The 22,554-nt window shown below is 65.4% G+C and carries 22 protein-coding genes and 2 pseudogenes; 9 read left to right on the forward strand and 15 right to left on the reverse strand.

Annotation, left to right across the window (positions count from 1 at the left end; all coding sequences use genetic code 11):
* Positions 1-54: 54 nt before the first annotated feature.
* Positions 55-987 (reverse strand): IS5 family transposase, encoded by a 933-nt coding sequence (locus C9E82_RS21550; protein ID WP_122449386.1) that lies wholly within the window; start codon positions 985-987, stop codon positions 55-57.
* A gap of 270 nt (positions 988-1,257) precedes the next feature.
* On the opposite strand from C9E82_RS21550, the gene C9E82_RS21555 reads away from it, so the two are divergent.
* Positions 1,258-1,554, forward strand: a complete 297-nt coding sequence (locus tag C9E82_RS21555) for an I78 family peptidase inhibitor (protein WP_199766756.1) — start codon at positions 1,258-1,260, stop codon at positions 1,552-1,554.
* A gap of 52 nt (positions 1,555-1,606) precedes the next feature.
* On the opposite strand, the gene C9E82_RS21560 is transcribed toward C9E82_RS21555, so the two are convergent.
* Positions 1,607-2,707, reverse strand: coding sequence for a DNA alkylation repair protein (locus tag C9E82_RS21560; RefSeq protein WP_119900688.1), 1,101 nt, complete (start codon positions 2,705-2,707; stop codon positions 1,607-1,609).
* Between the two features lie 54 nt (positions 2,708-2,761).
* Entirely contained in the window at positions 2,762-3,862 is a 1,101-nt protein-coding gene (locus C9E82_RS21565; RefSeq protein ID WP_119900687.1) for an NADH:flavin oxidoreductase/NADH oxidase, read from the reverse strand.
* Positions 3,863-4,219: 357 nt separating this feature from the next.
* On the opposite strand from C9E82_RS21565, the gene C9E82_RS21570 reads away from it, so the two are divergent.
* The 3 genes from C9E82_RS21570 (at position 4,220) to C9E82_RS21580 (ending at position 7,652) form a co-directional block, all read left to right on the forward strand.
* Entirely contained in the window at positions 4,220-4,465 is a 246-nt protein-coding gene (locus C9E82_RS21570; RefSeq protein ID WP_425325180.1) for an SH3 domain-containing protein, read from the forward strand.
* 782 nt (positions 4,466-5,247) lie between these two features.
* Positions 5,248-6,618 (forward strand): hemolysin family protein, encoded by a 1,371-nt coding sequence (locus tag C9E82_RS21575; RefSeq protein WP_119900686.1) that lies wholly within the window; start codon positions 5,248-5,250, stop codon positions 6,616-6,618.
* Positions 6,618-7,652: a CNNM domain-containing protein gene (locus C9E82_RS21580; protein WP_104494242.1), complete on the forward strand. Its 1,035-nt coding sequence runs from the start codon at positions 6,618-6,620 to the stop codon at positions 7,650-7,652. Before C9E82_RS21575 ends, C9E82_RS21580 begins: the two co-directional genes overlap by 1 nt.
* Here C9E82_RS21580 and C9E82_RS21585 read toward each other — a convergent pair.
* The 4 genes from C9E82_RS21585 to C9E82_RS21600 all read right to left on the reverse strand — a co-directional run bounded on the left by C9E82_RS21585 (position 7,614) and on the right by C9E82_RS21600 (position 11,520).
* Positions 7,614-8,639 carry a TonB-dependent siderophore receptor gene (locus C9E82_RS21585; RefSeq protein WP_170162168.1) on the reverse strand — a complete coding sequence of 342 codons (1,026 nt, stop codon included), beginning with the start codon at positions 8,637-8,639 and terminating at the stop codon, positions 7,614-7,616. The genes C9E82_RS21580 and C9E82_RS21585 overlap by 39 nt on opposite strands.
* 121 nt (positions 8,640-8,760) lie before the next feature.
* Entirely contained in the window at positions 8,761-9,231 is a 471-nt protein-coding gene (locus C9E82_RS21590) for a helix-turn-helix transcriptional regulator (protein ID WP_183154130.1), read from the reverse strand.
* A gap of 507 nt (positions 9,232-9,738) precedes the next feature.
* Positions 9,739-11,142: an MFS transporter gene (locus C9E82_RS21595; RefSeq protein WP_183154131.1), complete on the reverse strand. Its 1,404-nt coding sequence runs from the start codon at positions 11,140-11,142 to the stop codon at positions 9,739-9,741.
* Between the two features lie 24 nt (positions 11,143-11,166).
* The gene (locus C9E82_RS21600) at positions 11,167-11,520 is read right to left on the reverse strand and encodes a DoxX family protein (RefSeq protein WP_119900683.1); all 354 of its coding nucleotides are present in this window, start codon (positions 11,518-11,520) and stop codon (positions 11,167-11,169) included.
* Positions 11,521-11,670: 150 nt separating this feature from the next.
* On the opposite strand from C9E82_RS21600, the gene C9E82_RS21605 reads away from it, so the two are divergent.
* Positions 11,671-12,276, forward strand: a complete 606-nt coding sequence (locus tag C9E82_RS21605; protein ID WP_119900682.1) for a TetR/AcrR family transcriptional regulator — start codon at positions 11,671-11,673, stop codon at positions 12,274-12,276.
* A gap of 19 nt (positions 12,277-12,295) precedes the next feature.
* On the opposite strand, the gene C9E82_RS21610 is transcribed toward C9E82_RS21605, so the two are convergent.
* From C9E82_RS21610 to C9E82_RS21620, 3 genes are read right to left on the reverse strand one after another with little or no spacing between them, the layout of a single operon-like run.
* Positions 12,296-12,967: a class I SAM-dependent methyltransferase gene (locus tag C9E82_RS21610; RefSeq protein ID WP_119900681.1), complete on the reverse strand. Its 672-nt coding sequence runs from the start codon at positions 12,965-12,967 to the stop codon at positions 12,296-12,298.
* The gene (locus tag C9E82_RS21615) at positions 12,964-13,848 is read right to left on the reverse strand and encodes an NAD(P)/FAD-dependent oxidoreductase (protein WP_122449387.1); all 885 of its coding nucleotides are present in this window, start codon (positions 13,846-13,848) and stop codon (positions 12,964-12,966) included. Before C9E82_RS21615 ends, C9E82_RS21610 begins: the two co-directional genes overlap by 4 nt.
* Before the next feature lie 3 nt (positions 13,849-13,851).
* Positions 13,852-14,295, reverse strand: a complete 444-nt coding sequence (locus C9E82_RS21620) for an Rrf2 family transcriptional regulator (protein ID WP_122449388.1) — start codon at positions 14,293-14,295, stop codon at positions 13,852-13,854.
* Positions 14,296-14,406: 111 nt separating this feature from the next.
* On the opposite strand from C9E82_RS21620, the gene map reads away from it, so the two are divergent.
* Positions 14,407-15,156 carry a type I methionyl aminopeptidase gene (gene map / locus C9E82_RS21625; protein WP_104494240.1) on the forward strand — a complete coding sequence of 250 codons (750 nt, stop codon included), beginning with the start codon at positions 14,407-14,409 and terminating at the stop codon, positions 15,154-15,156.
* Between the two features lie 30 nt (positions 15,157-15,186).
* Here the strand turns inward: map and C9E82_RS21630 are convergent, their stop codons facing one another.
* The gene (locus C9E82_RS21630; protein WP_119900913.1) at positions 15,187-15,918 is read right to left on the reverse strand and encodes an SDR family oxidoreductase; all 732 of its coding nucleotides are present in this window, start codon (positions 15,916-15,918) and stop codon (positions 15,187-15,189) included.
* A gap of 91 nt (positions 15,919-16,009) precedes the next feature.
* Here C9E82_RS21630 and C9E82_RS21635 point away from each other — a divergent pair, with 91 nt between their 5' ends.
* Positions 16,010-16,915 carry an AraC family transcriptional regulator gene (locus tag C9E82_RS21635; protein WP_104494219.1) on the forward strand — a complete coding sequence of 302 codons (906 nt, stop codon included), beginning with the start codon at positions 16,010-16,012 and terminating at the stop codon, positions 16,913-16,915.
* Positions 16,916-17,189: 274 nt separating this feature from the next.
* Here C9E82_RS21635 and C9E82_RS21640 read toward each other — a convergent pair whose 3' ends face one another.
* On the reverse strand, positions 17,190-17,705 hold the full coding sequence (locus C9E82_RS21640) for a hypothetical protein (RefSeq protein WP_122449389.1): 516 nt from the start codon (positions 17,703-17,705) through the stop codon (positions 17,190-17,192).
* A 42-nt stretch (positions 17,706-17,747) separates the two neighbouring features.
* Between C9E82_RS21640 and C9E82_RS21645 the strand changes: the two are divergent.
* Positions 17,748-18,008 (forward strand): annotated as a pseudogene (locus tag C9E82_RS21645) (IS110 family transposase); the annotation flags it as partial.
* 13 nt (positions 18,009-18,021) lie between these two features.
* Positions 18,022-18,930 (forward strand): annotated as a pseudogene (locus C9E82_RS21650) (transposase); the annotation flags it as partial.
* 67 nt (positions 18,931-18,997) lie between these two features.
* On the opposite strand, the gene C9E82_RS21655 reads toward C9E82_RS21650, so the two are convergent.
* From C9E82_RS21655 to C9E82_RS21665, 3 genes are all read right to left on the reverse strand, one after another.
* A complete protein-coding gene (locus C9E82_RS21655; RefSeq protein WP_119900911.1) occupies positions 18,998-19,987 on the reverse strand; it encodes an ABC transporter substrate-binding protein in 990 nt (329 codons plus the stop codon).
* On the reverse strand, positions 19,984-21,792 hold the full coding sequence (locus tag C9E82_RS21660) for a thiamine pyrophosphate-binding protein (protein ID WP_119900910.1): 1,809 nt from the start codon (positions 21,790-21,792) through the stop codon (positions 19,984-19,986). The genes C9E82_RS21655 and C9E82_RS21660 overlap by 4 nt, the downstream gene beginning before the upstream one ends.
* Before the next feature lie 174 nt (positions 21,793-21,966).
* The gene (locus C9E82_RS21665; protein WP_244936057.1) at positions 21,967-22,383 is read right to left on the reverse strand and encodes a tripartite tricarboxylate transporter permease; all 417 of its coding nucleotides are present in this window, start codon (positions 22,381-22,383) and stop codon (positions 21,967-21,969) included.
* Positions 22,384-22,554: the final 171 nt, after the last annotated feature.

The raw sequence follows: 22,554 nt of genomic DNA on the forward strand, positions 1-22,554 counted from the left end.
GGCGCTGTTGCGCAAATCAGCTGATGACCGCACTTTCCCATTCCCCGGACACACTTATCCTGCGGCCACGGTCATCGGGATACCGAGCGCCGTGAAGCGGTTGAGGACCGCCGCGCGGATTTGGACCTCTGCCACCTGGCGGTCGAAGTCCCGCGACATGAGCCGCTGGCCGAGCTGCTTCACGCAGTTCATTTTCGTTTCGACCCTGCTGCGGCGGTGGTACCCGCTCCAGTTCCGCCAAAGTGCCCGGCCCAAGTGCTTTGACGCCCGCAGGATCTCGTTGCGCGCCCGGGCTCCGGCTGTGTCCGGCTTCCATGGCCTCGCATTCCGTCTCGGCGGGATGATAGCTGCAGCATCGCGGGCGGCGATGGCGTCATGGCAGGCGCGGGTGTCATAGGCACCGTCGGCGGTGACGGAGGCGATCTCCTCCTCCACCGGGATCTGGGCAAGCAGGTCTGGCAGCATCGGCGCATCGCCGACATTGCTGGAGGTGACCTCGACCGCCCGGATCTCCAATGTTTCCTCGTCGATCCCGAGGTGAATCTTGCGCCAAACCCTGCGTCGTGAGCCACCGTGCTTGCGCGTATGCCACTCGCCTTCGCCTTCCACCTTGATGCCGGTGCTGTCCACGAGCAGGTGCAGCGGCCCCTTGGAGCCGCGATACGGGACAACGACGTCCAAGGTTTTCTGGCGGCGCGACAAGGTGGAAAAGTCAGGCACGGACCAGTCCAGCCCGGAAAGCTTCAGCACGCTTGCCACGAACCCTGTCGTCTGGCGGAGGGGCAGGCCGAGGAGGGCCTTGAGGGTGAGACAGATCTGGATCGCAGCATCGCTATAGGACTGCTGGCGGCCGCGCCGCCCGGACGGCACCGCCTCCCACTGCATCGAGGGATCGAACCAGACGGTCAGCGAACCGCGCTGCTTCAAAGCCTGATTGTAGCTGTGCCAGTTGGTGGTCTTGTAGGTCGCCTTCGGAGGTCTGCTCATGCTGCTCGGCTAGCATGCTGGATTCACGAGATGAATCCCCCTGGATTTGCGCAACAACGCCTCGGAAAGCTGAAAGCGCAAGTTGCGGTCCTCCGTCCGGCATGGAGTTTCATCCTCAAGGTCCATCGCCCTCGTCCGGTTCCACGGCGGCGGCAACGGATCACATGATGCCCAGCCCCATTGGCATTCCGGCCCCGCCCCCGCTAATCTTGCCGTCAGACCTGCTGTCGCGGAGGCTTCGCGACATATTCAAGAAAGGATCGGTCAGAGATGAAACCGAACTTGATCGCCGCCGCCATGCTGTCCGTGGCCACCGTCACCCTTGCCGCTTGCGAAGAAGGCGCGCAGCAGGCCGAGGCTGCGCCGGGCGTCTGCCGTGCGGAGGCCGCCGAGGCCCTGGCGGGCAGAGACCGGCTGACCGACGCGCAGGCCATGGAACTGACCGGTGCCACCATCGTGCGCCAGATCCAGCCCGGCCAGGGCGTGACGATGGATTACCGCCAGGAGCGGGTGACGGTGGAAACCGATCCGGCGACCGGCAAGATCCTTCGCGCCAGCTGCGGATAGACCAGGGCCGGTCGGAGTTCATGGCGATCAGGCAATGCCTGCCTGGCGCCTTTCATCCCGTCACCTCGAAACCACCCAGCGGGTGGGCTTCGCCGTTGATGAGGGCGTCGATGCGGTGATGGCCGGGGAAGTGGCGGCGCGTCGTCATGGCGGCGAAAGACACCGCGGCGGAGAGCACCGCCTTCTCGCCCGGTTGCAGGGTCAGGGCGCGCAGCTTGAAGACCTTCGGGCGGGCGCCGCCGTTGGCCTTCACGAAATGCACGGCATAGTCGATCAGCAGGCGCTGCGGCTGCGGCGCGGTGCTTTCGATCGCGAAGGACAGGCGCACGGCGTCACCCAAGACGACAGGCTGCGGCGCGATGGCGATGCGGCCGATGCGCACCGAGGGATTCTCCGCGCCGCCCAGGATGCGGATCGCGTCCCGGTCGCCGGCCTTGACCAGCGAACGCAGCGCGTGGCGGACGATCCAGGCACGGCCCTCGGGCGCATGCTTCGCCCAACGGCGGCATGTCGCGATGGTCAGGGCGGGATTGTCCTTGGCGATGTCGTTGAGATTGTTCGCCACCGAACGGCGCACATAAGGCACGGGGTCGTCCTTGAGCAGTTCCAGCAATTCCAGCACCGGGCGCGGATCATGCTGATATGCGCGAAGGCGCGGCGCCCAGGGCAGTCGCGGGCGGGTGCCCTCGGACGCCAGGCGGCGCAGGTGCGCGTTGTCGTCGACCGCCCATGCCAGCATCCGGGCATAAGTGCGCTCGGGGTATTTCTCCAGAAAGGCGCGGATGCTGAATTCGGCGGTGAACCGCTTGGTCAGTTCGGCCTGAAGCCGAATGGCCGCCTCGTAATCGTCGAGGCCGTATGTCTGCACGAAGGCCAGATGCGGCATGTAGCGCATCGCCGCGTGGCCGATCTTGCCGTCTGCCGGCAGTTCCGGCCCCAGCGCCGCTTCGATCACCGCCGCCGCTTCGGCGAAGGGCCGGGGCAGATGCGCGTGCATTGCTTCCGCGATATGGGCGGCGCGGGCTGTCAGTTCCAGCCGGTCCAGCCCGTCCATGCAGCGCGCGACGAAGGCATCGGCGTCGAAGGGGGCATGGGCGCGGTGCAACTCGTCGGCGATCTCGCGCAGCAGCGCAAGGTTGAACACATCCTTCATGCCGGTCGCGCCCCCGTGCCCTTCCCGATCCGGCAGAGGATCGCGCTTCCGGCCTCACGCATCGCGGAACAACGCCCGATGGGCACGCGGCTGGCAGCGCAGGTATTGCGGCGCGGCGTGGACCTGCGCGCCCAGATGCGCCGCCGCATGCCAGGGCCAGCGCGGATCATAGAGGATCCCCCGCGCCAGGGCGACCATATCGGCGTCGCCCGTCGCCACGATCGCCTCGGCATGGTCGTAATCGGTGATCAGCCCCACCGCCACCACCGGCATGTCGACCGCCGCCTTGACCGCGCGTGCCAGCGGCACCTGATAGCCGGGCGCAACCGGGATCTGCTGCCGCGGGTCCAGCCCCCCGCTGGAGACATGGATCGCCGCGCAGCCGCGCGCCTGCAGTTCCTGCGCCAGCGCAACGGTCTGGCCGATGTCCCAGCCCCCGTCCACCCAATCGGTGCCCGAGACCCGGACCGAGACCGGGTAATCCCCCGGCACGACGGCCTTGATCGCCTCGAAGACCTCCAGCGGGAAACGCATCCGGTTTTCCAGACTGCCGCCCCAGGCATCCTCGCGCCGGTTCGACAGCGGCGAGAGGAACTCGTGCAGCAGGTAGCCATGCGCGGCATGGATCTGGATCGCATCGAAGCCCAGCCGCAGGCTGCGCCGGGCCGCCTCGGCGAAAGCGTCGCGGATGCGCTCCATCCCGACCCGGTCCAACGCCTCGGGCGCATTCTCGCCGGCGGCGAAGGGCAGCGCAGAAGGCGCGACGGTCTGCCAACCGTTGGGCTGTCCGGGCGGGATCTGCGCGCCGCCCAGCCAGGGCTTCTCGGTCGAGGCCTTGCGTCCGGCATGGGCAAGCTGGATCGCCACCGGGATATCCGACCATCGCCGGATCGCCTGCATGACCGGGACCATCGCCGCCTCGGTCGCGTCATCCCACAGGCCGGTATCGGCATAGGTGATGCGTCCCTCGGGGCTGACGGCGGTGGCCTCGATGGTCAAAAGCCCAGCCCCCGACAGCGCAAGCTGGCCGAGGTGGATCATGTGCCAGTCGGTCATCCGGCCTTCCTCGGCCGAATACTGACACATCGGCGCGATGACCACGCGGTTCGGCATCGAAAGGCTGCCTGAGGCGATGGGGATAAAGAGCTTGCTCATGTTCTGCTTTCGTCGGGGTAGGTCGATGGAAAGGGCTTGCGGGCAACCTAGGGGATCGGCCGCGGCTTCGGAAGCCCGGTAAGCGGGTCGGCTGACGAAGAGGAGGGAGGCAGCGACCGGGCAAAGGCCGGCGGCAAGAACGGGCCAAGGCGGGCAGGCGGTCACGCCCAAAGCTGCGTGGCCACATCCTCAGCCACCGCTCTGCCGGATGGGACAGGCCTTCGATGGCTGGTCTTGTGCAGATCCTTACCCGCATCCGGCACCAGCCTGCTGTCATTTGGCGCGATGGTGTCGTAACGATGGCAAAACGATTCAGGACGGATGATGCGAACCCATTTTGCTGCTCTTCTCGCTCTCATGATCGCCAGCGGCTGCGCGGTCGGTTCCGGCGCCGTGGTCAAGGGCGCCGGACCTGACGACATCCTGAAGCTGCGCGAAGGCCCGGGCCTCAATCACAGGATCATCATCGGCCTGCCCGACGGAACCCGCCTCACCCGTCAGAGCTGCGTCACGAATAGCGGCAAGGTCTGGTGCAGGGTCACGCTCACCGACAGGCCTGGCATCTCGGGTTACGTTTCGGCAGAATATCTCGCGCATCGGTGAAAGGTCCGGCCCATTGCTGCCGACCGTCTTCCATGGGTGCTGCACCGTCGCCTACGCCCAAGCAGCCGTTCGACACGGGCTGCGGCGATACCGTGAAGCTTGGTGGAAGGCGGGGCGGACTGACTCTGTAACACCATCCCCTGACCAATGATGATCTGCATAAAGCTTGGGGCAGGATCTGACGCGAGGCAAAGTCGTCACCGGCGCTCGGTATAGCTTGGGTCGAGGTGTTATGGTCATTTGGAGCGCTGATGTGGCCAGCCACGGCAATTTGGTGGATCGAATTTCGCTACCCATGGGGTGATCGCATGCGCCACTGGAAAAATCAGGATCCAGGCGATAAGGTGTAGGTGCGTGGCTGAGCCGCGTCATTGCCGAACGCGGATAATAGAAACCTGTCGGAGGGAGTTCTGGTGAGCCACGCATCAGACGATTGCGCCTAATGCCTGAGTCAAGCCGAAGTCCCGCGGGGGACGAAGAGCCTCCTAGTCCGGCGCCTCGATCCTCCGCATCAGAACAGATACCATCGATATCTACGCCCCTGCGCGGATGGCCCGCTCTGCCGGATTGTCGGCAGTGCAGGCGACCGCTGCCCTGCGTTCCTCATGGTTCGCTGCAACGGTGTTTCCCGCCTATCCTCCGATCACCCCGAGGCTTTCCCGGCTCTTGGCGGGACGCCCGCTTGCGCGCGACCATGCTCCCCCGACATCTCGTTCAATTGCACTGCACGGGAATCACAGGTCCCTGCGTAGTGCCCCAGACCATGAGACCCCATTCCGCCCATGCTTGAACCGCTTTTACTTCTGCTTGCTGGCCTGCTCGTAATCCTCGTTATCATCGCAGCCGGCGCCTACTTCGTTGCCCAGGAATTTGCCTATATGGCGGTTGACCGCACCCGTCTCGCCGCGCAGGCCGCAAGTGGCGATTTGGCTGCAAAGCGCGCCCTTGCCGTCACGAAGCGCACCAGCTTCATGCTCTCGGGCGCTCAGCTCGGCATCACGGTGACGGGGCTGATGGTCGGCTATGTCGCCGAGCCCTTGGTCGGCAAATCCCTGGGTATGCTGCTGGGCGGTGTTGGCATTCCCGAATCGATTGGGATCAGCGTTGGGACGATCCTTGCGTTGCTCTTCGCCACCATCGTCCAGATGATCTTTGGCGAACTTTACCCCAAGAACCTGGCCATCGCGAATTCAGAACCTATGGCCAAGGCACTGGCGGCCTCGACGACGACCTATCTGTCACTCTTCGGCTGGCTGATCATCTTCTTCGACAAGGCGGCAAACCTGTTCCTGCGGCTTTTACGGATCGAGCCAGTGCATGACCTCGACGTCAGCGCCTCGGCCAAGGACCTGCCGCATATCATCGCGGATTCCCGCGAAAGCGGCGATCTTCCGATCGAGCTGTCGCTCATGATGGATCGGATCCTCGATTTCCCCCATCGCGATGTCGAACATGCGATGGTGCCGCGAGCGCAGGCGGACTGGGTCGACCCCGATACCACCATCGCGGAACTGCGCGAGATGATGGCGCATGGCCACACGCGCTATCCGGTCATCGACGAGGATGACGTGCCGGTTGGCGTCGTGCATCTGGCCGATATTCTTCCAAAGGTGAATGCGGGCCGGATGGATGCCACCGCCACCTCGGTGATGCGGCCGGTTGCAATTGTGCCGACGCTGATGCCGCTGCCGGCGGCACTCGAGACCCTGGTCAAATCCGGTAACAAGATGGTCTGCGTCATCGACGAATATGGTGGATTTGCCGGCGTCCTCACCATTGAGGACATCGCCATGGAGGTCGTGGGCGAGATCACCGACGAATTCGACAAAAACGCCATCCGGCCGATGCGCGAAGAGGACGAGGGCGTCTGGGTGATGGAAGGCGATGTTCACCTCGACGAGGTGGAACGTGCGGTGAATTACGACCTGCCACGCGGCGATTTCGAGACGATCTCGGGCCTGCTCATCGCGCAGTTGGGGCGCCTGCCCACCAAGGCCGACACGATCCTCGTCGATCTGCCGGCCGACGGTGCCGATGTGGTATCGGATGCCCCCCTGCGTCGCCGCCTTGAGGTGAATGTTCTGCGCATCGCGCGCCATGTGCCAACCCTTGTGCGCGTCAAACTCGTGGAAGAGCAGGAGCAAGACCAATGATGACCGATCCGCTTTTCGTCACCCTGGCCACGATTGCCCTGATCATCCTCAGCGCCTTTTTCGTGATCATCGAATTTGCCCTGCTTGGTGCGCGCCGCCACCGGCTGGAAGAAATCGCCCCCACCAGCCGTTCGGCCCGTGCTGCGCTACGCGGCATGAATGATCTGACCCTGATGCTGGCGGGCGCTCAACTTGGCATCACGATCACCACCTTTGCCCTTGGCGCGATCACCAAGCCTGCAGTCCACTACGCTCTCGGGCCGCTGCTCCTCGAATGGGGGGCGCCAGGCTGGATCGCCGAGAGCGCCTCCTTCTTCCTGTCGCTCTTGCTGGTCACCTTCCTCCATCTGGTCGTGGGCGAGATGGCACCCAAGTCCTGGGCTATCGCCAATCCCGAAAGGTCGGCGATGGCGGTCGGCGTTCTTGCCCGCGCCTATATCTGGCCACTGCGTCCTGTGCTGCACTGGATCAATGTCATCGCCAACAGGCTGGTGCGGGCGAGCGGCGTAGAGCCGGTCGAGAGCGCAGCAGTGGGCGGTCAGGACGTCGCCACTATCCGGCAGCTTGTGGAACACTCAGCCGATGTTGGCACGCTGGAACCGGGTTTGCGCCGCCAGCTTTCCGGCCTGATCGACCTCGGCACGATGCCGGTCGAAAGCATCATCGCGGCAGGGCAGACCGTCACCAGGGTCAAAGCGGAGGCGACAGTGGCCGAGGTGCGTGACATCGCCTCACGGACCAACCACATGCGCCTGCTGACCAATGGCGGTGGTGGGCCGCGGGTCATCCATGTGCGAGACCTGCTGCTCAAGCCCGATACCGCCCCGGCGGCAAGTGTGGCGCGGCCCGCCTTTACGCTGAAGGCCGGAACCCCGATCTACGAGGCGCTGGCGAGCATGCGTTCGGCGAGTGTGCAACTGGCGGTGGTGATGAACGACAGTCAGATCACCGGCATCGTCACCCTTGCTGACATCCTCCGGCGGGTTTTGCCCACGTCACCCGCGTCCGCCACAACCACGCGCGGGCCCGAATGATCTGCGGTTGGCGGATGAGCCTCGCCAAGGACTTGGGGGTGGAGAGCCAGTGTGCTCGGCAGCATCGTGCCGCAACGTTGTATCCGACGTAAAAACCGGCCCAAAGCGGTCATAGTCCGGCTCGCCCGCGAAGAAGTCGCACGGGATGTAGCGACCATCGGCCAAAGACGTCAGCAATCCCTCTGGAGGCAGGGATCCATAATAGCCGCCCTCGGGATCGTGCTGGTAGCTGCCGAAGAAGGTCAGCGAAGTGCCCTCGGCGATGTTCCAGCGCAGCGAGGGCGCGATGGCGAAGCGTTCTTCCGAAACATGGCCGATCCTGTTGTCGGCGGCGCGCGCAAGCCCCGCCAGCCGGAAGTCGAAACTCCCGTCCCTGCTGCTGCCGCCAAGATCGAACCGCAGTTCGCGGCGGTTTTCCGATCCCAGCGTGAAGGCGAGTTCGCGGTGCGTGCCCCCGGTCGGGCGCTTGGTCACGGCGTTTATCAGCCCTCCGGGCAGGCCCTGACCGTAGAGCACTGAAGATGGTCCACGGATGACCTCGATCCGCTCGAGATTGAACGGGTCGAATTGCGGCAGGCTGAGATTGCCGGACCCGAAAGATCCCCGCATTCCGTCCAGAAACAGCGCGCCGTTATAGCCCTGGCCGCGCAGGCTCTGAAAATCATAGCGGGCGGAATCGTTGCCCCCCGCCGGGCTGGCGAAGAGGCCGGGGCTATAGGCCAGCGCCTGGCCGATGGTAGTGACGCCGCTCTCCCTGATCGCGGTTTCCGTCACGACGGAGACGGATTGCGGCACCTCGACCAGCGGGGTTTCGGTTTTCGTGCCACCGGAGGCGGCTTTCGCAAGCTTGCCGCTTTTCCCCTCATCCGGCCCGCCGCGTATGATGATGGTGCCGAGTTCGACCGTTTCCGCAAGCGCCGCCGCTGGCAGCAACGCCCCGACCACAAGCGCTAGCACGGACACACCCATTCCCAGGCCGCGGCACATATGCCGCCGCCTCGCCCTGACGGCCATTTCCTGTCTCCATCCACTTGACCAGATGGCGAAAAATTAACAGGGTGTTCCAGTCAGGATAATTGCCGGACTTTTATTTAGCGGCGAAAAAGTTTCATCTGACAGCAGAATTGCGCGCTGATGCCCGCTCCGCCGCCCTTCGTGCCCGGCTTGGCGCTTCGCCGAACATCGCGCGAAATGCCGTGCTGAAATGCGCCGGGCTGCTGAAGCCCAGCTCACTCGCCGCCGCCGAAATCGCCACTCCTTCCCCGACGACCATATCGCGCGCCCGCAACAACCGCCGCTGGCGCAGCCAGTCGAAAGGCGTCGTGCCGAATTCGCGCCCGAAACGCCCGGTCAGGTTGCGCGCGCTCATCCCCGCCAGCCGGGCCATTTCGGCAAGCGTCCAGTCATGTCCCAGATCGGCCTCCAGCATTTCGGCCAGATGCATCAGCCGGTCGCGCCGGGATGGTTCTTCGGCATCATTCAGCAACGCGATGCCGCGCAGGAAGATATCCTGGGCCGCCGCCTCGATCCGCAGTATATCCAGCGGATCGGCGGGATCGGCGCGCAGGATCTCTGCCACCAGCCGGATACTGCGCGGATCTGCGGCAACCTGGATCTGGCGCAGCTTTTCCTCGCCTGCGAACAGGCCGTCGAACCAGTATCCAGCCCGCGCGCCCGCAGATCGGGGCGATACATGGTCGCTCCCACCGCCCGCAGATGGGACGCCTGGCCATGCGCGGCCCAGGGAACCTCTTCTCGCACGGCAAAGACCAGCATCCCGTTTGATCGCGGGGTGCTGACCGTATCGCCGCATTGCAGCTCCACCCCGCCGTAGATCAGAACGGTGACGTAAAGCCCGGCCTCAAGCGAAGTGACCGCTTCGGTGGCCGGCGGCGGCGGACGGTCCGCACCCCGCACCAGCATGTTGAGCCGCTCGCTGCGATGTTCGATGAAATGCGGTACGCCCATGCCCTTGCCCTCTGGATCGGTCCCGACAATCGGGAGCGGTGCGCGAGGTGGGTCCGGCGGCCTGCCTTCATGTCCCGATCATACAGAAGCAGAAGGCGGGCGACCAGAACCCTGCCCCTCACGACCCTCTGGCCGCGCGGAGGCCGAACCATATGCCGGGCAGGCAAAGCGCGGCGATGCCAAGGCTGACCAAGGTTGCGGCGCTTTGCGCACTGCCCTGTCCCGCCGCCATCAGCACGCCCGCCAACGCCGAGGTGACCGAGAAGGCGATCAGCTGCGTGGTGGTGATCGCGGCGGCGGCCTTGCCGCCCTCGGCCGGGTCTGCGCTGATGCTCATCGCTGCGACGCCCAGCAAAGGCCAGCACAGGCCGATCCCCGCCCCGGCCACGGCGAGCGACAACGCCTGCAACGCGACCAGCCCGACACCGGAGCCGTCCTGCTGCATCAGCCCATAGGCGAACAGGCCCAGAACCAGCAACAGCGGCCCCAGCCGGATCGCGCGCGCGCGGGCCGCAGACGTGGCAAGCGTCACCGAATAAAGCTGCGCCAGCACCCATGCCAGCGACAGGACCGCCCCAAGCAGCCCGGCCAGCAGTGGCCCCAGCCCGGCCAGTTGCTGGGAAAACAGCGGGATGAAGTTTTCCAGCATGACACCGGCGCTAAGCGCGGCGACCGTCAGATAGATCCATTTCAGCGGATTGCCCGGCTGCCATGTCAGGCGCGGCAGGATGGTCTGTACAGCCCGGCGCTCGATCACGACGAAGCCCATAAGCAGAAGTCCACCCGCACCAAGGGCCGCCAGGGTGGCCCAGCCGATCGGCAAGATCGCGCTGACCGAAATCGCGATCACCGCCGCCATCAGGATGATGAGAGAGGCAAGCGGCAAAGCCCCGCCCTGCGCCACCATCCCGGTGCCTCGAAAGCCGCTGCGGGCGGGCAGGATCATCAGGCAGGCAGCCAGCGCCAGCAGGCCAAACGCCCACCGCCACAGGCCGAATTCGGCAAACAGCCCGCCCAGCGACGGGCCGAACAGCGTCCCCAGCCCCCACATGGCCGAGATCAGACCGGTAGCCCTTGCCCAAAGCGTGGCAGGCAAGGCGGTGCGGATCACCGCATAGCCAAGTCCCGCCAGCAGCCCCCCACCCAGCCCCTGAACCAGGCGCGCAGTCAGCAGGATCTCCATCCTCGATGCGGCCGCTGCGATCACGGCCCCGCCCGCGAACAATATCAGCGCCAGAATATAGGTCGCCGCCGGTCCGCGCCGCGCCAGAATACGGCTGACCATCAGCGAGCCGAAGATGGCGGCGATCACGAAGCCCGTGGTCACCCAGGCATAGAAAGCCTGCCCACCAATCGCACCGACGATGGAGGGCATCAGCGCCGCCGTGAAATAGAGGTTCATCGCATAAAGCAGCACGCCGCCGGCCATCACCGTCACCACGGCGAGATTGCGGCCCGCGAAAAGATCGGCCCATGCGCCGCCGGTCTCCGCCGCAGCGGCGGTCGGATCTGTCTGTGTCATTTCGGTTCTCTCTGTCTTGGTGAATCAGGCGCGGCGCGGCCAGCACAAGGCCATCACGATCACCGCCACCGACAGCACGACCAGCGGCGCGATGCTGTGATCGTATTCGGCATGGGTCAGCGTGGTCAGCGCCGCCGCCGTCATGATACAAGCGCCAAGCCCCGCGCCATAAGGCCGGGTCGGCGCGCGCAGCAGCAGGATCGCCGCCAGCAATTCCAGCGCGGCGGTCACATAGTGGAACCAGCCGGGATAGCCCCAGCGGGCATAGGCGGCCTCATTCTCGGGTGAGAGAAACAGGTTCCCCCAGGCCCCGAACAGATAAAAGGCAGCCAGAAGCAGCCCGAGGCCGGCACCGGCCCGGTGTCCTGTCGTGTTCATGCGTCCTCGCAAGTCAGGCATGGCGGGGCCTGCCGCCCGCATGGATGCAGCGCGCGAGAAACCCCTGTCATTCGTAGTGCGATCAGTCTATTTAACCAACAGGTGGCGTCAATATATAAATAGAGCGATCACTCAAGGAATATTCCAGCCATGGCACGCAAGGTCGATCCCGAGAAGCACGAGGAAAAGCGGCTCGAACTGCTGGAGGCCGCGCATCGCTGCTTTCTGCGCGAGGGGCTGCGCGGCGCCTCTACGGCGATGATCTGCAAGGAGGCCGGGATCAGCCCCGGCCATCTCTACCATTACTTCCCCTCGAAAGTGGTGATCGTCGAGGCGATGGCCGAAGATTATCTGCGCCGCCTGCATGGTTATTTTGCCGATCGGCCCGAGGGTGCGGATACCTCGACCGTCCTCTTGTCCGAGATCTGGTCCATGCAGGGCTGGGGCGATGTCGATCACTGCCGCATCCTGTTCGAGCTCTTGGCCGAGGCCGGGCGCAACCCGCGCATCCGGGCGATCCTGCGCGAAAACACCCGCGGCGTGCGCGCGGTTTTGTCGCAGACTTTGCGCGCGGGTCAGGCGAAAGGCGAAGTGGACGCGGGGCTGGAGCCCGACCAGGTGGCGGCGATGCTGATCGCGGTGGTAGATGCCGCGCCGATGCTGCCGCTGATGGTCGAGGGCCTCGACTTCGCCGCCAGCCGCGACTTGCTGACCCTGATGGTGCGACGCTTCCTCGCGCCGCAGAGGGAAGTATAGGCGGACAGGCTCCGGCCCGTCACGCCCGGCCGATCCAGCCCTTGAAGGTAAGGGCGGCATAGAACAGCTGGACCTCGCGGAAGCCCGCCGCCGCCAGAAGCGCGGCATCCTCCTCGGGCGTCAGCACCGGCAGGCGTTCCTTCATCGTGGCCATGCCGGCCATGGCCTGCGCCTCGGGAACGCCGCCCGAGACCAGCCAGGCCGCATTGCGCCGCAGCCACAGATCCTGCTGCCCGTCCACCTGCGGAAAGCTGTGATGGGCCATGACGAAGGGCGCCGCGGGGCGAAGGCGGCGATGCAGCTGGCGCAGGGTGCGCAGGCGTTCCTCGCGCGGCAGGAAATGCAGGGTCAGCAGGCAGGTCGCGCCGTCGAAGGGGCCGTCGGGGGCATCGTCGACATAGCCCTGGTGGAAGGTGACGCGGCCACCCGCCGGGCCGAGAATGTCCCGCGCCTGGGCGATCATCCGGGGCGAGGGATCGACGCCGTCGAAGCACCAGCCGGGATGCGCCGCGGCGAAGGCGCGCAGCTCCAGCCCGCCGCCGGCGCCGAGGACCAGGACGCGGCCCGTCTCGGGCACCCGCTCGGCCAGCAGCAGCGCCGCCATGCGGTGCAGGGCCTCCAGCCCCGGCACATGGCGCGCGACGCGGCCGGCATAGCTGGCGGCATCGCCCGGATGGGCCGCGCCGCTCATTCCGGCCAGACCAGCGAGCGGTGCAGCTGCGCCCCGGCCCAGGCGCCATCGCCCACCGCCAATGACACCGAATGCGGCGCCCGCGCGACGTCGCCGCAGGCGAAGATGCCGGGAAGGCTGGTTTCCTTCGTCTCGTCCGTCAGGATCTGGCGGGCCATCGGCGTCTCGCTCATCTCGCAGCCGGCGGCCTCGGCCAGCGGGCTGGCGGGCTCGGTCCGGGTCGCGGTGAAGAGACCGGCGAAGGGCAGCACCCGGCCGTCGCGCAGTTCCACCTCGGCCTCGCCCGCGATCCGGGCGATGGGGGTTTCCTCGACGGCAACGCCGCGGCTGCGCAAATCGTCGCGCTGCTCCGGCTCCAGTGTCAGGGCGCCGTTGGTCAGGAAAGTCACTTCGCCCCATTCCGGCAGCAGCTGCGCCTGATGCAGCGACATCGCGCCGGCGGCGATAACCCCGATCCGGCCCTGGTCCAGCTCGTAGCCGTGGCAATAGGGGCAATGGAACACCGTCTTGCCCCATCGCTCCGGCAGGCCCGGAATGTCGGGAAGCCGGTCGCGGACCCCGGTGGCCAGCAGGATGCGGCGGCCGGCATGGGCCGTGCCATCCGCCCTGGCCAGCCGGAAATCGTCCTTGCGCCCCGAGATCGCGACGGCCTCGCCCTCGATCCAGCGCAGGGTCGGATAGGCCAGCAACTGCCGGCGGGCCTCGGCCCAGATGCGGGCCGGGTCCACCCCGTCCTGGCCCAGGAAGCCGTGCGAATGGCGGGCGAAGCGGTTGCGCCGCTGGCCGGCGTCGACCACCAGCACCTTGCGGCGCGCACGCGCCAGCTGCAGGGCGGCGGCCATCCCGGCATAGCTGCCCCCGATCACGATCACATCCTGCATGTCCTACTCCTTCGCCGCCCGCCTCTGCGCATGGCGGCGGGCGAAATCCTCGGCCAGATCGGCCAGCGTCACATCGGCGAAACGTTCCAGCAGCAGCGCCTCGGCCTCGGCAAAGGCGCCCTCCAGCGCGGCATTGACCGATTGCTCGACCAGGCATTCCGGCGTCTCGTTGCGGTTGCCGATGGCGAAGATCGCCGGCTCGCCCAGGGCCTCGTGCAGCCGGCGCAGGCTGACCGCTGCCAGGTCGGCCGAGATGCGCCAGCCCCCGGCGTGCCCCCGCTCGGCCGTCACCAGCCCGGCCTCGCGCAACAGCCCCATGCTGCGGCGCACCACGACCGGATTGGTGCCGAGGCATTGCCCCAGCGCCTCGGAAGTCATCGGGCCGTCATGTTCCGCCATGTGCAGCAGGGCATGAAGGACCGAGGAAAGGCGGCTGTCCCGTTTCATGTAACTATATATGTTACGATTCGGAGCGGCGGTCAAGACAGTGATGCGGGACATCGCCACGCATCACCGCTATGATGCCGGTTGCTGCATCTGATCCAAGCGGGAACGGCGATGACGATCACCAATCAGGACGAACTCGACGGGTTGAAGGAGATCGGCCGGATCGTCGGCAACACCATGCAGGCCATGGCGAAAGCGATGGAACCCGGCATGACTACGCGCGAGCTGGACGAGATAGGCCGTGCGATGCTGGAACGCGAGGGCGCCGTTTCGGCGCCGCAATCCACCTATGATTTTCCCGGCGCGACCTGCATCAGCGTGAACGAGGAAATCGCCCATGGCATCCCCGGCGACAGGGTGATCGCGGCGGGCGATCTGGTGAATATCGACGTCTCGGCCTCGAAGAACGGCTATTTCGCCGATACCGGCGCCACATATCGCGTCGCGCCCGTGCGCCCCTCGCTGGATCGGCTGTGCCGCGATGGCAGGCAGGCGATGCGGATCGGCATCGCCCAGGTCGGCAGCGGCCGCCCGCTTGCGGGCATCGGTCGCGCCATCGGCAAGTTCGCAGAGCGGCGCGGCTATACGCTGATCCGCAACCTTGCCAGCCATGGGATCGGCCGGGCGCTGCACGAGGAGCCCGCGGAAATTCCGACTTGGCCCGCGCGCGGTGAACGGCGCCGTATCCACAGGGGGCTTGTCCTGACGGTCGAGCCGTTCTTGTCCAAAGGCGGCCTCTGGGCGACGGAGGCGGACGACGGCTGGACGCTTTACAGCGAACCGCGCACGCCGGTGGTACAATACGAGCATACGGTCGTCGCGACGGATCGCGGTGCCATGGTGGTCACGCTGCCGGGCTGAACCTGGCGGTCCTTCCCCGCCGACAATGCGTCAGGCCACCAGCGCCACCGCATCCGCTCCGGCCGGATAGCGCAGCCGGTCCGACCCGTCCGTCGCGGCCAGGAACACCGCCTCGGCCACGTCGGTTTCCCTGGTGGTCAGGACCGGGCTGGCGAAGGCGGCAAAGAGCGGCGCTGCAAAATCGGCATAGGTCTCGGGGATCATGTCCTCGATGGCAAAGTCGATGTTCTGTGAAAACCGTGTAGTCGGCGCATAGCCGGGCTCGACCAGCTTGGCCCGCACACCGAAGGCCGCCAGTTCATGCGCCAGCGATCCGGTAAAGCCCTCGATCGCCTGCTTGCTGGCCGTATAGGCGGCGGCAAGCGGCATCGGCGCCAGCGTCACGCTGGAGGTGACGTTGACGATCACGCCCGACCGCCGCGCCCGCATCTGCGGGATCACCGCCTGCACCATGGCCATGGTGCCGAAGGTGTTGGTCTCGAACACCTTTCGGACGTAGTCCATCGGCGCGGCCTCGAAGGCGCCGACAAGGCCGATGCCGGCGTTATTCACCAGCACGTCGATGGAGCCGGCGGCTTCGATGGTGGTGGCGATGCTAGCCGGGTCGGTGACGTCCAGCGGCAGGATGCGCAGGCCTTCGGGCAACAGCCCCTCGTGCGGGGTGCGCATGGTGGCGATGACCTGCCAGCCCTGCGCGTGGAAATGGCGGGCGGTTTCCAGCCCATAGCCCGACGAGGTGCCGGTGATGAGGACGGTGTTCATGATGATCTCCTGAGTTGACAGCAGGAATGTAGTGTGCATGGTCAGGAGTATCACCAATCAGAAGTCCTGATTGAATTTGCGAAAGTCCTGAATGTCCGATCCACTTGCTCAGGTCATCGAACTTTTGCGCCCGCAGGCGGTGTTTTCGAAGGGGATCACCGCCGCAGGCCACTGGGCGGTTGAATATACCGAATTCGGCCGCCCGGCCTTTGCGGCGATGACGATGGGCAGTTGCCGGCTGTCCGTCGAGGGCGAAGAGCCGGTCACCGTCCAGGCCGGCGATTTCGTGCTGCTGCCCGCCACGCCGCGTTTCGGCATGTCCAGCCTGAACCCCGGCCCGCTGCGCCGGATCGACGCCCGCACCGACCCGGCGAAGCACGAGGTTCGCCACGGCCGGCAGGATGGCCCGCCCGAAATGCGGCAGTTCGGCGGCTGGTTCACCTTTGCCGCGCCGGACGCGGCGCTGCTGGTGACCCTGCTACCCCGGATGATCCATCTGCGCGGCGTGCCGCGGCTGACGCAGCTGGTGCATATGCTGGGCGAGGAGGCTGCGCGCGACGATGCGGGCCGCGACCTGATCCTGGCGCGTCTGGTCGAGATCCTGCTGATCGAGGCGCTGCGCGCCGCGCCGGAAGGAGCCGCGGCACCCGGCCTGCTGCGCGGCCTCTCCGATCCACGCATCGCCAGCGCCCTGCGCAGTCTGCATGGCAACATCACCCGCGCCTGGAAGGTTCCCGACCTGGCCGAAGCGGCCGGCATGTCGCGCTCGGCCTTCTTCGAGCGGTTCACCCGCATGGTCGGCAGCCGGCCGATGGAATATCTGACCACCTGGCGCATGGCCGTGGCGCGCGATCTGTTGCGCCAGGGAAGCCTTGCACTCGATGAGGTCGCAGCACGTGTCGGCTATGGCTCGGCGAGCACCTTCAGCACCGCTTTCAGCCGCCACACTGGCCAACCGCCGGGGCGGTATGCAAAAGCGGTGCTGGCGGAGGGATGAAAAGACGGCCCATTGCGGACCTTCGTGCCAGGTGCAGCGGAAGACCCGTCCCAGCCCATACCGGACGGCCGTGCTCGTCGCAGCATCGCGGTTGATCAGGATCTAGAAGGACGGGACGCGGACCTTCGCTGCGGTGGCAATCGGATTAACCACAAAAGGCGGAAGCCGACCTGTTCTTTGTTTCCAAGGCGGGGAGCCGCATGGCATGTGGGTTCGATTGCATTCCCTAGGAGGGCTGTCCGATGCCCTCCTTGTGGTGCGTCGCGGACTACAATCAAAGCGCCGTAACTTGCTCGTAAATCCTCCGGAGGTGCTCGTCCGACATGTCCAGGATCGGCTCATACATGAATGAGTTTAGGTGAATGTTCTCAGGCGTCATGAGGACGACGCGGTCCATAACTGCCGTCGCATCATCCTCCGGGAATCGCTCCTTAAAGCATCTGAGCAGCGCCGTTGTCTGCATCCCACGGATGGCCCCAATAGCTTCCGGGTCGTTGATCCGTCTAATCATGTATTGCTCGGCACGCAGGCGCGTGGCGATGGGCAGTACGATCTTGTTCTCGAAGTTCACCCCGGCTGCCTCGGCCAAACATGCGTCGGCCTCCTGATAGATTAGGTCGAGCACGGTGCCGGCAGTCGCAGTGGCATTTCGTGCGGCGACGCCGAAGATACGGCTGTAGAACTCGAACAGGTCAGCATCCAAGATCGTTGCAGTGTTCGGTTTTATGTGAAGGAGAGCGGTCAAGGCTCCGTAGTCAGGTGCACAGGCCATGGCAGAAAAGCCGATCATGCATTAAAGCTGAAACCGGACCACCCTATGGGGGCAGGCCAGATGGCTGGCACGAATGACATTCAGGAATTGTCAAAGACCCATGATGCGGTGTCGCGGACCAAGACCGAGCTGTGGCACCGCATCCTGACCCATTACCTACCGCTCTACTTTCCGGAAGCCGATCGTTTCCATCGCAGTTCGCGCACGGACTGGTTCCTGGCCTTCCTCGAGATGTTTCCCTCTCCACACATGATCTCTGCCCTGACCAAGGAGGAGTTCACCAAGGCCGCGTGGGAGATAGTTGGACGCAAGGTCGAGAAGACTCTCATGTTTGTGGCATCTGCTTGAGAACGCGAGTGCCGCATTCCTGGCGGCCGTGCAGCGCAGCATGCCCGTCATCCGCAGGGCGATCGGGGCGAAGACGCTCGATCCCGCGCTGCTGACGGCAGCGGAAAGGCTGCAATACGAAGGCTTTCAGCGTCGCCAGCAAACCAATCGGATGGTGAGGACGATGGCCGATGAGGACCTGCCCATCAAGCGTATCGTCCGCTCGACCGGCCTCAGCCGCAAGCTCGTTCGCCAGATCCTGCGTGGCGAGCGCGAAGATGTCTTCCGCATCCGCGAAAGCAGTCTGACACCCTGGCTGCCACGGCTGGAGCGGGAATGGAACGGTGGTTGCCGGAATGGCGCCGAGCTTTGGCGCCGCCTCAGGGAGGATGGTTTCCGCGGCAGTCTTCGGGTCGTCGGAGAATGGGCGACACGCCAGCGCCGCGCGGAGCAAGCTGTGCCAAACGGGACGGGCAAATCACCGCCGGCCCGTAGGATTACGCGGCTTCTGGGCATGGGACGGGATCATCTGTCCAGGGCCGAAGCGGTTCAGGTCGCGCAGATCGAAGCGGCGTTGCCAGCCTTGGCGGCCGCCCGGGCACTCACCGACCAGTTCACGGACATGGTGCGAAACGGGCGTGAGGATGGCTTGGCCGACTGGCTCCAGGAGGCGGAAGACAGCATGATCGCTTCCTTCGCTCGCGGCCTCCGCAGCGACTTCGCCGCCGTTGCCGCCGCGTTGCGCGAACCTTGGTCGAACGGACAAACAGAGGGGCAAATCAATCGGTTGAAGACCCTCAAACGCCAGATGTATGGCCGCGCCAACATCGATTTGCTCAGGGCAAGGCTCCTCGCCCCGGCGCAAACCAGAAAATGCACCAAGTTTGAGTCAGACCCAACATTCAACGCCGTTTGACAGCCCGGCGGGATACACCGGGCCATGAGGATCAACGCAATCGCCCGACCGCCAACGCCTCCGCCGATCAGATGATGTAACTCTCGACGCTGGACGGATGAAACAGCTCCTGCGGATCAACCTTCCGGTCAGACAGGCCCTGCGCATGATGGGCCTGCGTGAAGTAGTCCAGCACATGCCTGTTGGGGGCCAGACCATAGGGCCAGAAATCCTCGCCCATCAGGCTTTTCGCCTGCCGCAACTGCTCTTCGACAAAGGGCAGCGTGATCTTCGTGGCCGAGGTTTCGGACAGATGCTCCAATGCCACCTGCTTTGACTGCACGAAGCCCTTATAGACGGCCATCGGCAGCCAAGGATGCGCCTCGGTCAGCGAACGCCGGATGCCGATGACGTGCATGATCGGGAAGATGCGGGTCTTCTGGAACCATGCCTTGGCCTCGGTCGTCGGGTCGTCGAACAGCCAGCGCAGCGACGGATTGTCAGGCGTGAACGAGGTCGGCGCGCGGGGACCGATGAAGGCGTCGATCCGCCCGTCGGCCAGCATGTCGCGCAGCGTGTCGGCAGGACCGATATCCTCGACCACCACGCCGTCCGGCAGGGACAGCTTCACCTTCTCGACCCGGCCCGGCTCCTCCAGCCCGCCGCGCACCCAGCGGATATCCTGCGGCGCCACGCCATATTCGTTCTGCAGGATCGCGCGGATCCAGACATTGGCGGTCAGTTGCCATTCCGGGATACCGACACGGCGACCCTTCAGATCGGCGGGTGTGCGGATACCGCTGTCGCTGCGCACGATGATGCCGGTGTGACGAAACGCGCGCGAGACGAAAGCCGGGACGGCCACATAGGGCGCATCCCCGCGCGCCACCCGCAGCGTATACGAGGACAGCGACAGCTCGCAAATATCGAAGGCCTCGTGCCGCATGGCGCGGAAGAACATCTCCTCGGGTGTCAGCGACATCGGGATCGGATCAACGCCGTCGATGCGCACACGGCCATCCAGAAGCGGCCGGTTGCGGTCGTAATCGCCGATGGCAATGGAAAGGTTCAGGCTCATTTCTGCTCTCCGGCGTGGCGGTTCAGTGAGGCGGTCATGGCGGGCGTGTAGCCCGGCTCGACCCGCACATCGACGACGGCGACGCCGCCTTCCTCGACATGGGCGATGGCCCGGGCAAAGACCTCGGCCAGCTCGTCGGCGGATTTGACCGGCCCGAATCCGGCGGCCCCCTGCGCGACGGCGATCCCGGCAATGTCGATCTCGGGATTGTCCATGCGCATGCCGATCCATTTATTCTCTACCGGACGGCCCCGCATCCGGGCGACACGTTCCTGATGCACCTCGTCGTTGAAGAACGACTGGTTGTTGCCGACGATGTACAGCAGCGGGATGCGGTAATGGGTGGCGGTCCAGATCGCGGTGACGCCCATCAGGAAATCGCCATCACCCCCCACGCAGACGGCCAGCCGCCCGCTGTCGCGCAGAGCCAACGCAGCCCCCACCGCGATGCCCGGCCCGCCGCCGATGCCGCCGCCGCCATCCGAGCCGAGGAAATCCAGCGGATGCCGGAAGTGCCACAAGGCCCCGTCCCATCCCAGCGGCAGATGCACGAAGGAAAGATCATGACCCTTGGCGGCGACGACCAGCCCATGCGCCAGATGCCCCATGGTGATCTTGCCCGCCTCCAGCGCCGGATAGTCGGGTTGGGGGCGGCGGTCGTCATACACGCAGCCTCCGGCGCCCAATGCGTTGCACAGCGGTTCCAGCACGGCATCCGGGTCAGCGGCCAACATCACGTCGATCATCGGCAGCGCCTGATAATCCATGTTCCAGCCGCGATGCAGCGCATGATCCTGCGAGATCTGGATCACCTTCGCCTCAGGTGCCCCCCCCTGATAGGCCGCGTCCAGCGTACCGCCCAGGTCCACCCAGTCAAGTGACAGGATCACGTCAGCGGCGGCAATCGCCTCGCGTGCCTCGGGCACGGCATAGATGCCGGGGCTGCCAGCATGCAATGGGTGATCGGTGGGAAAGCTGGCGCCGATCTTGAGGTCGGTGACGACCTTTGCGCCCAGCCTCTCGGCCAGTCTGACGCGGCGTGCCCAAGCCTCGGGGCAGCGCGATGCCCGACCGGCAAGGATCACCGGCGCGGTCGCATCACGCAGCAGCCCGGCAATCCGGTCGATCTCGGCAGCATTGGCCCCCGCATGGACCGCCGGGCGCAGCCGCGCGGCATCCAGCGGCGGCGCCGGGGCGTCCAGCTCCGCCTCTTGCAGCCCGGCGTCGAGGTTAACATAAACCGGCCCCTTGGGGCTCGTATTGGCAATCCAGTCGGCGCGCAGGATCGATTCCCGTGCAGCCAGCGCCGATCCGGGCTGGTCGTCCCATTTGGTGTAATCGCGCACCAAGGCGCCCTGATCGCGAGAGGTATGGATCCATTCAATCCACGGGCGACGCTTGGAAGCGTCCACAGGCCCCGTCGCCCCGAACAGGACGACTGGCATCCGGTCACACCATGCGTTGAACACGGCCATCGTGGCGTGCATCAGGCCGACATTGGAATGGGCGACGGCGGCCATCGCCTTGCCCGTCACCTTGGCCCAGCCATGTGCAATGGCCACGGCATGTTCTTCGTGAAGGCATAGCAGCATCTGCGGCGCCTTGTTGCCCAGATGGTTGACCAGACTGTCGTGCAGGCCACGATAGCTGGCGCCGGGGTTCAGCGCGACATAGAGAATGTCCAGCGCGCCGATCGCCTCGGCCATCAGATCGCTGCCAAACAGCGCCTCGCCAGTGCTGGGAACGGGTTTTTCAATGTCGCCGGGCGACCCGGCTGGCTTGAGCGTTCTGGACGAGTCCTTCATCGCAAAGAATTCCTTCTATTGTCTCTCAAGTCTTTCCGGGCGGGCGGGGCAAAGATCAAAGACCGTCGCATTTCCCCAGCCCCAAGATTTGCTTTGGACGCCGGGCGCAGGCATGCCGACCCCATGCGCAGCCCCCGATGGGGGCCACGTCACGGTTCAAACGGTTGGGTTGGGTCAGGTTTCCTCGAACACTTCGCGGTTGCGGCGGAAAGTTGGCAGAACCACCACAAGCACCAGCGCCGCAATCATCAGCATGATGACAGCCGAGATTGGTCGGGTGACGAAGATGGACGCATCACCCGCCGAAATCGCCATCGCGCGCCGCAGGTTTTCTTCGGCCAGCGGCCCAAGGATGAAACCCAGCAGCAAGGGAACGGGCGGGAAGCCGAAGGCCGCCAGCACCACCCCCGCGGCAGCAAAGGCCGACAGCGCCATCAGGTCCACCGCCGAAAACTCCAGCGAATAGGCGCCGATGCAGCAGATCACCAGGATCACCGGAAACAGAATCCGATAGGGCACGCGCAGCAGCTGCACCCAAAGCCCGATCATCGGCAGGTTAATGATCACCAGCATGACATTGCCGATCAGCATCGACGCGATCAGGCCCCAGAACAGATCGGGCCGGGTGATCATCACTGTCCGTCGTCAGAACATTTGGCTCAGATCGGGGCTTAGATTAGCGGAGAGCGGGCCTCGTCTTGGGGTTGATGTTATGCGGCGAGCTTGCGGTGCTGCAAGCGCCGATGTTCGATGGTCTTTCGT

Source organism: Paracoccus sigandri (genome assembly GCF_003709565.1).
Lineage (GTDB): Bacteria > Pseudomonadota > Alphaproteobacteria > Rhodobacterales > Rhodobacteraceae > Paracoccus > Paracoccus siganidrum.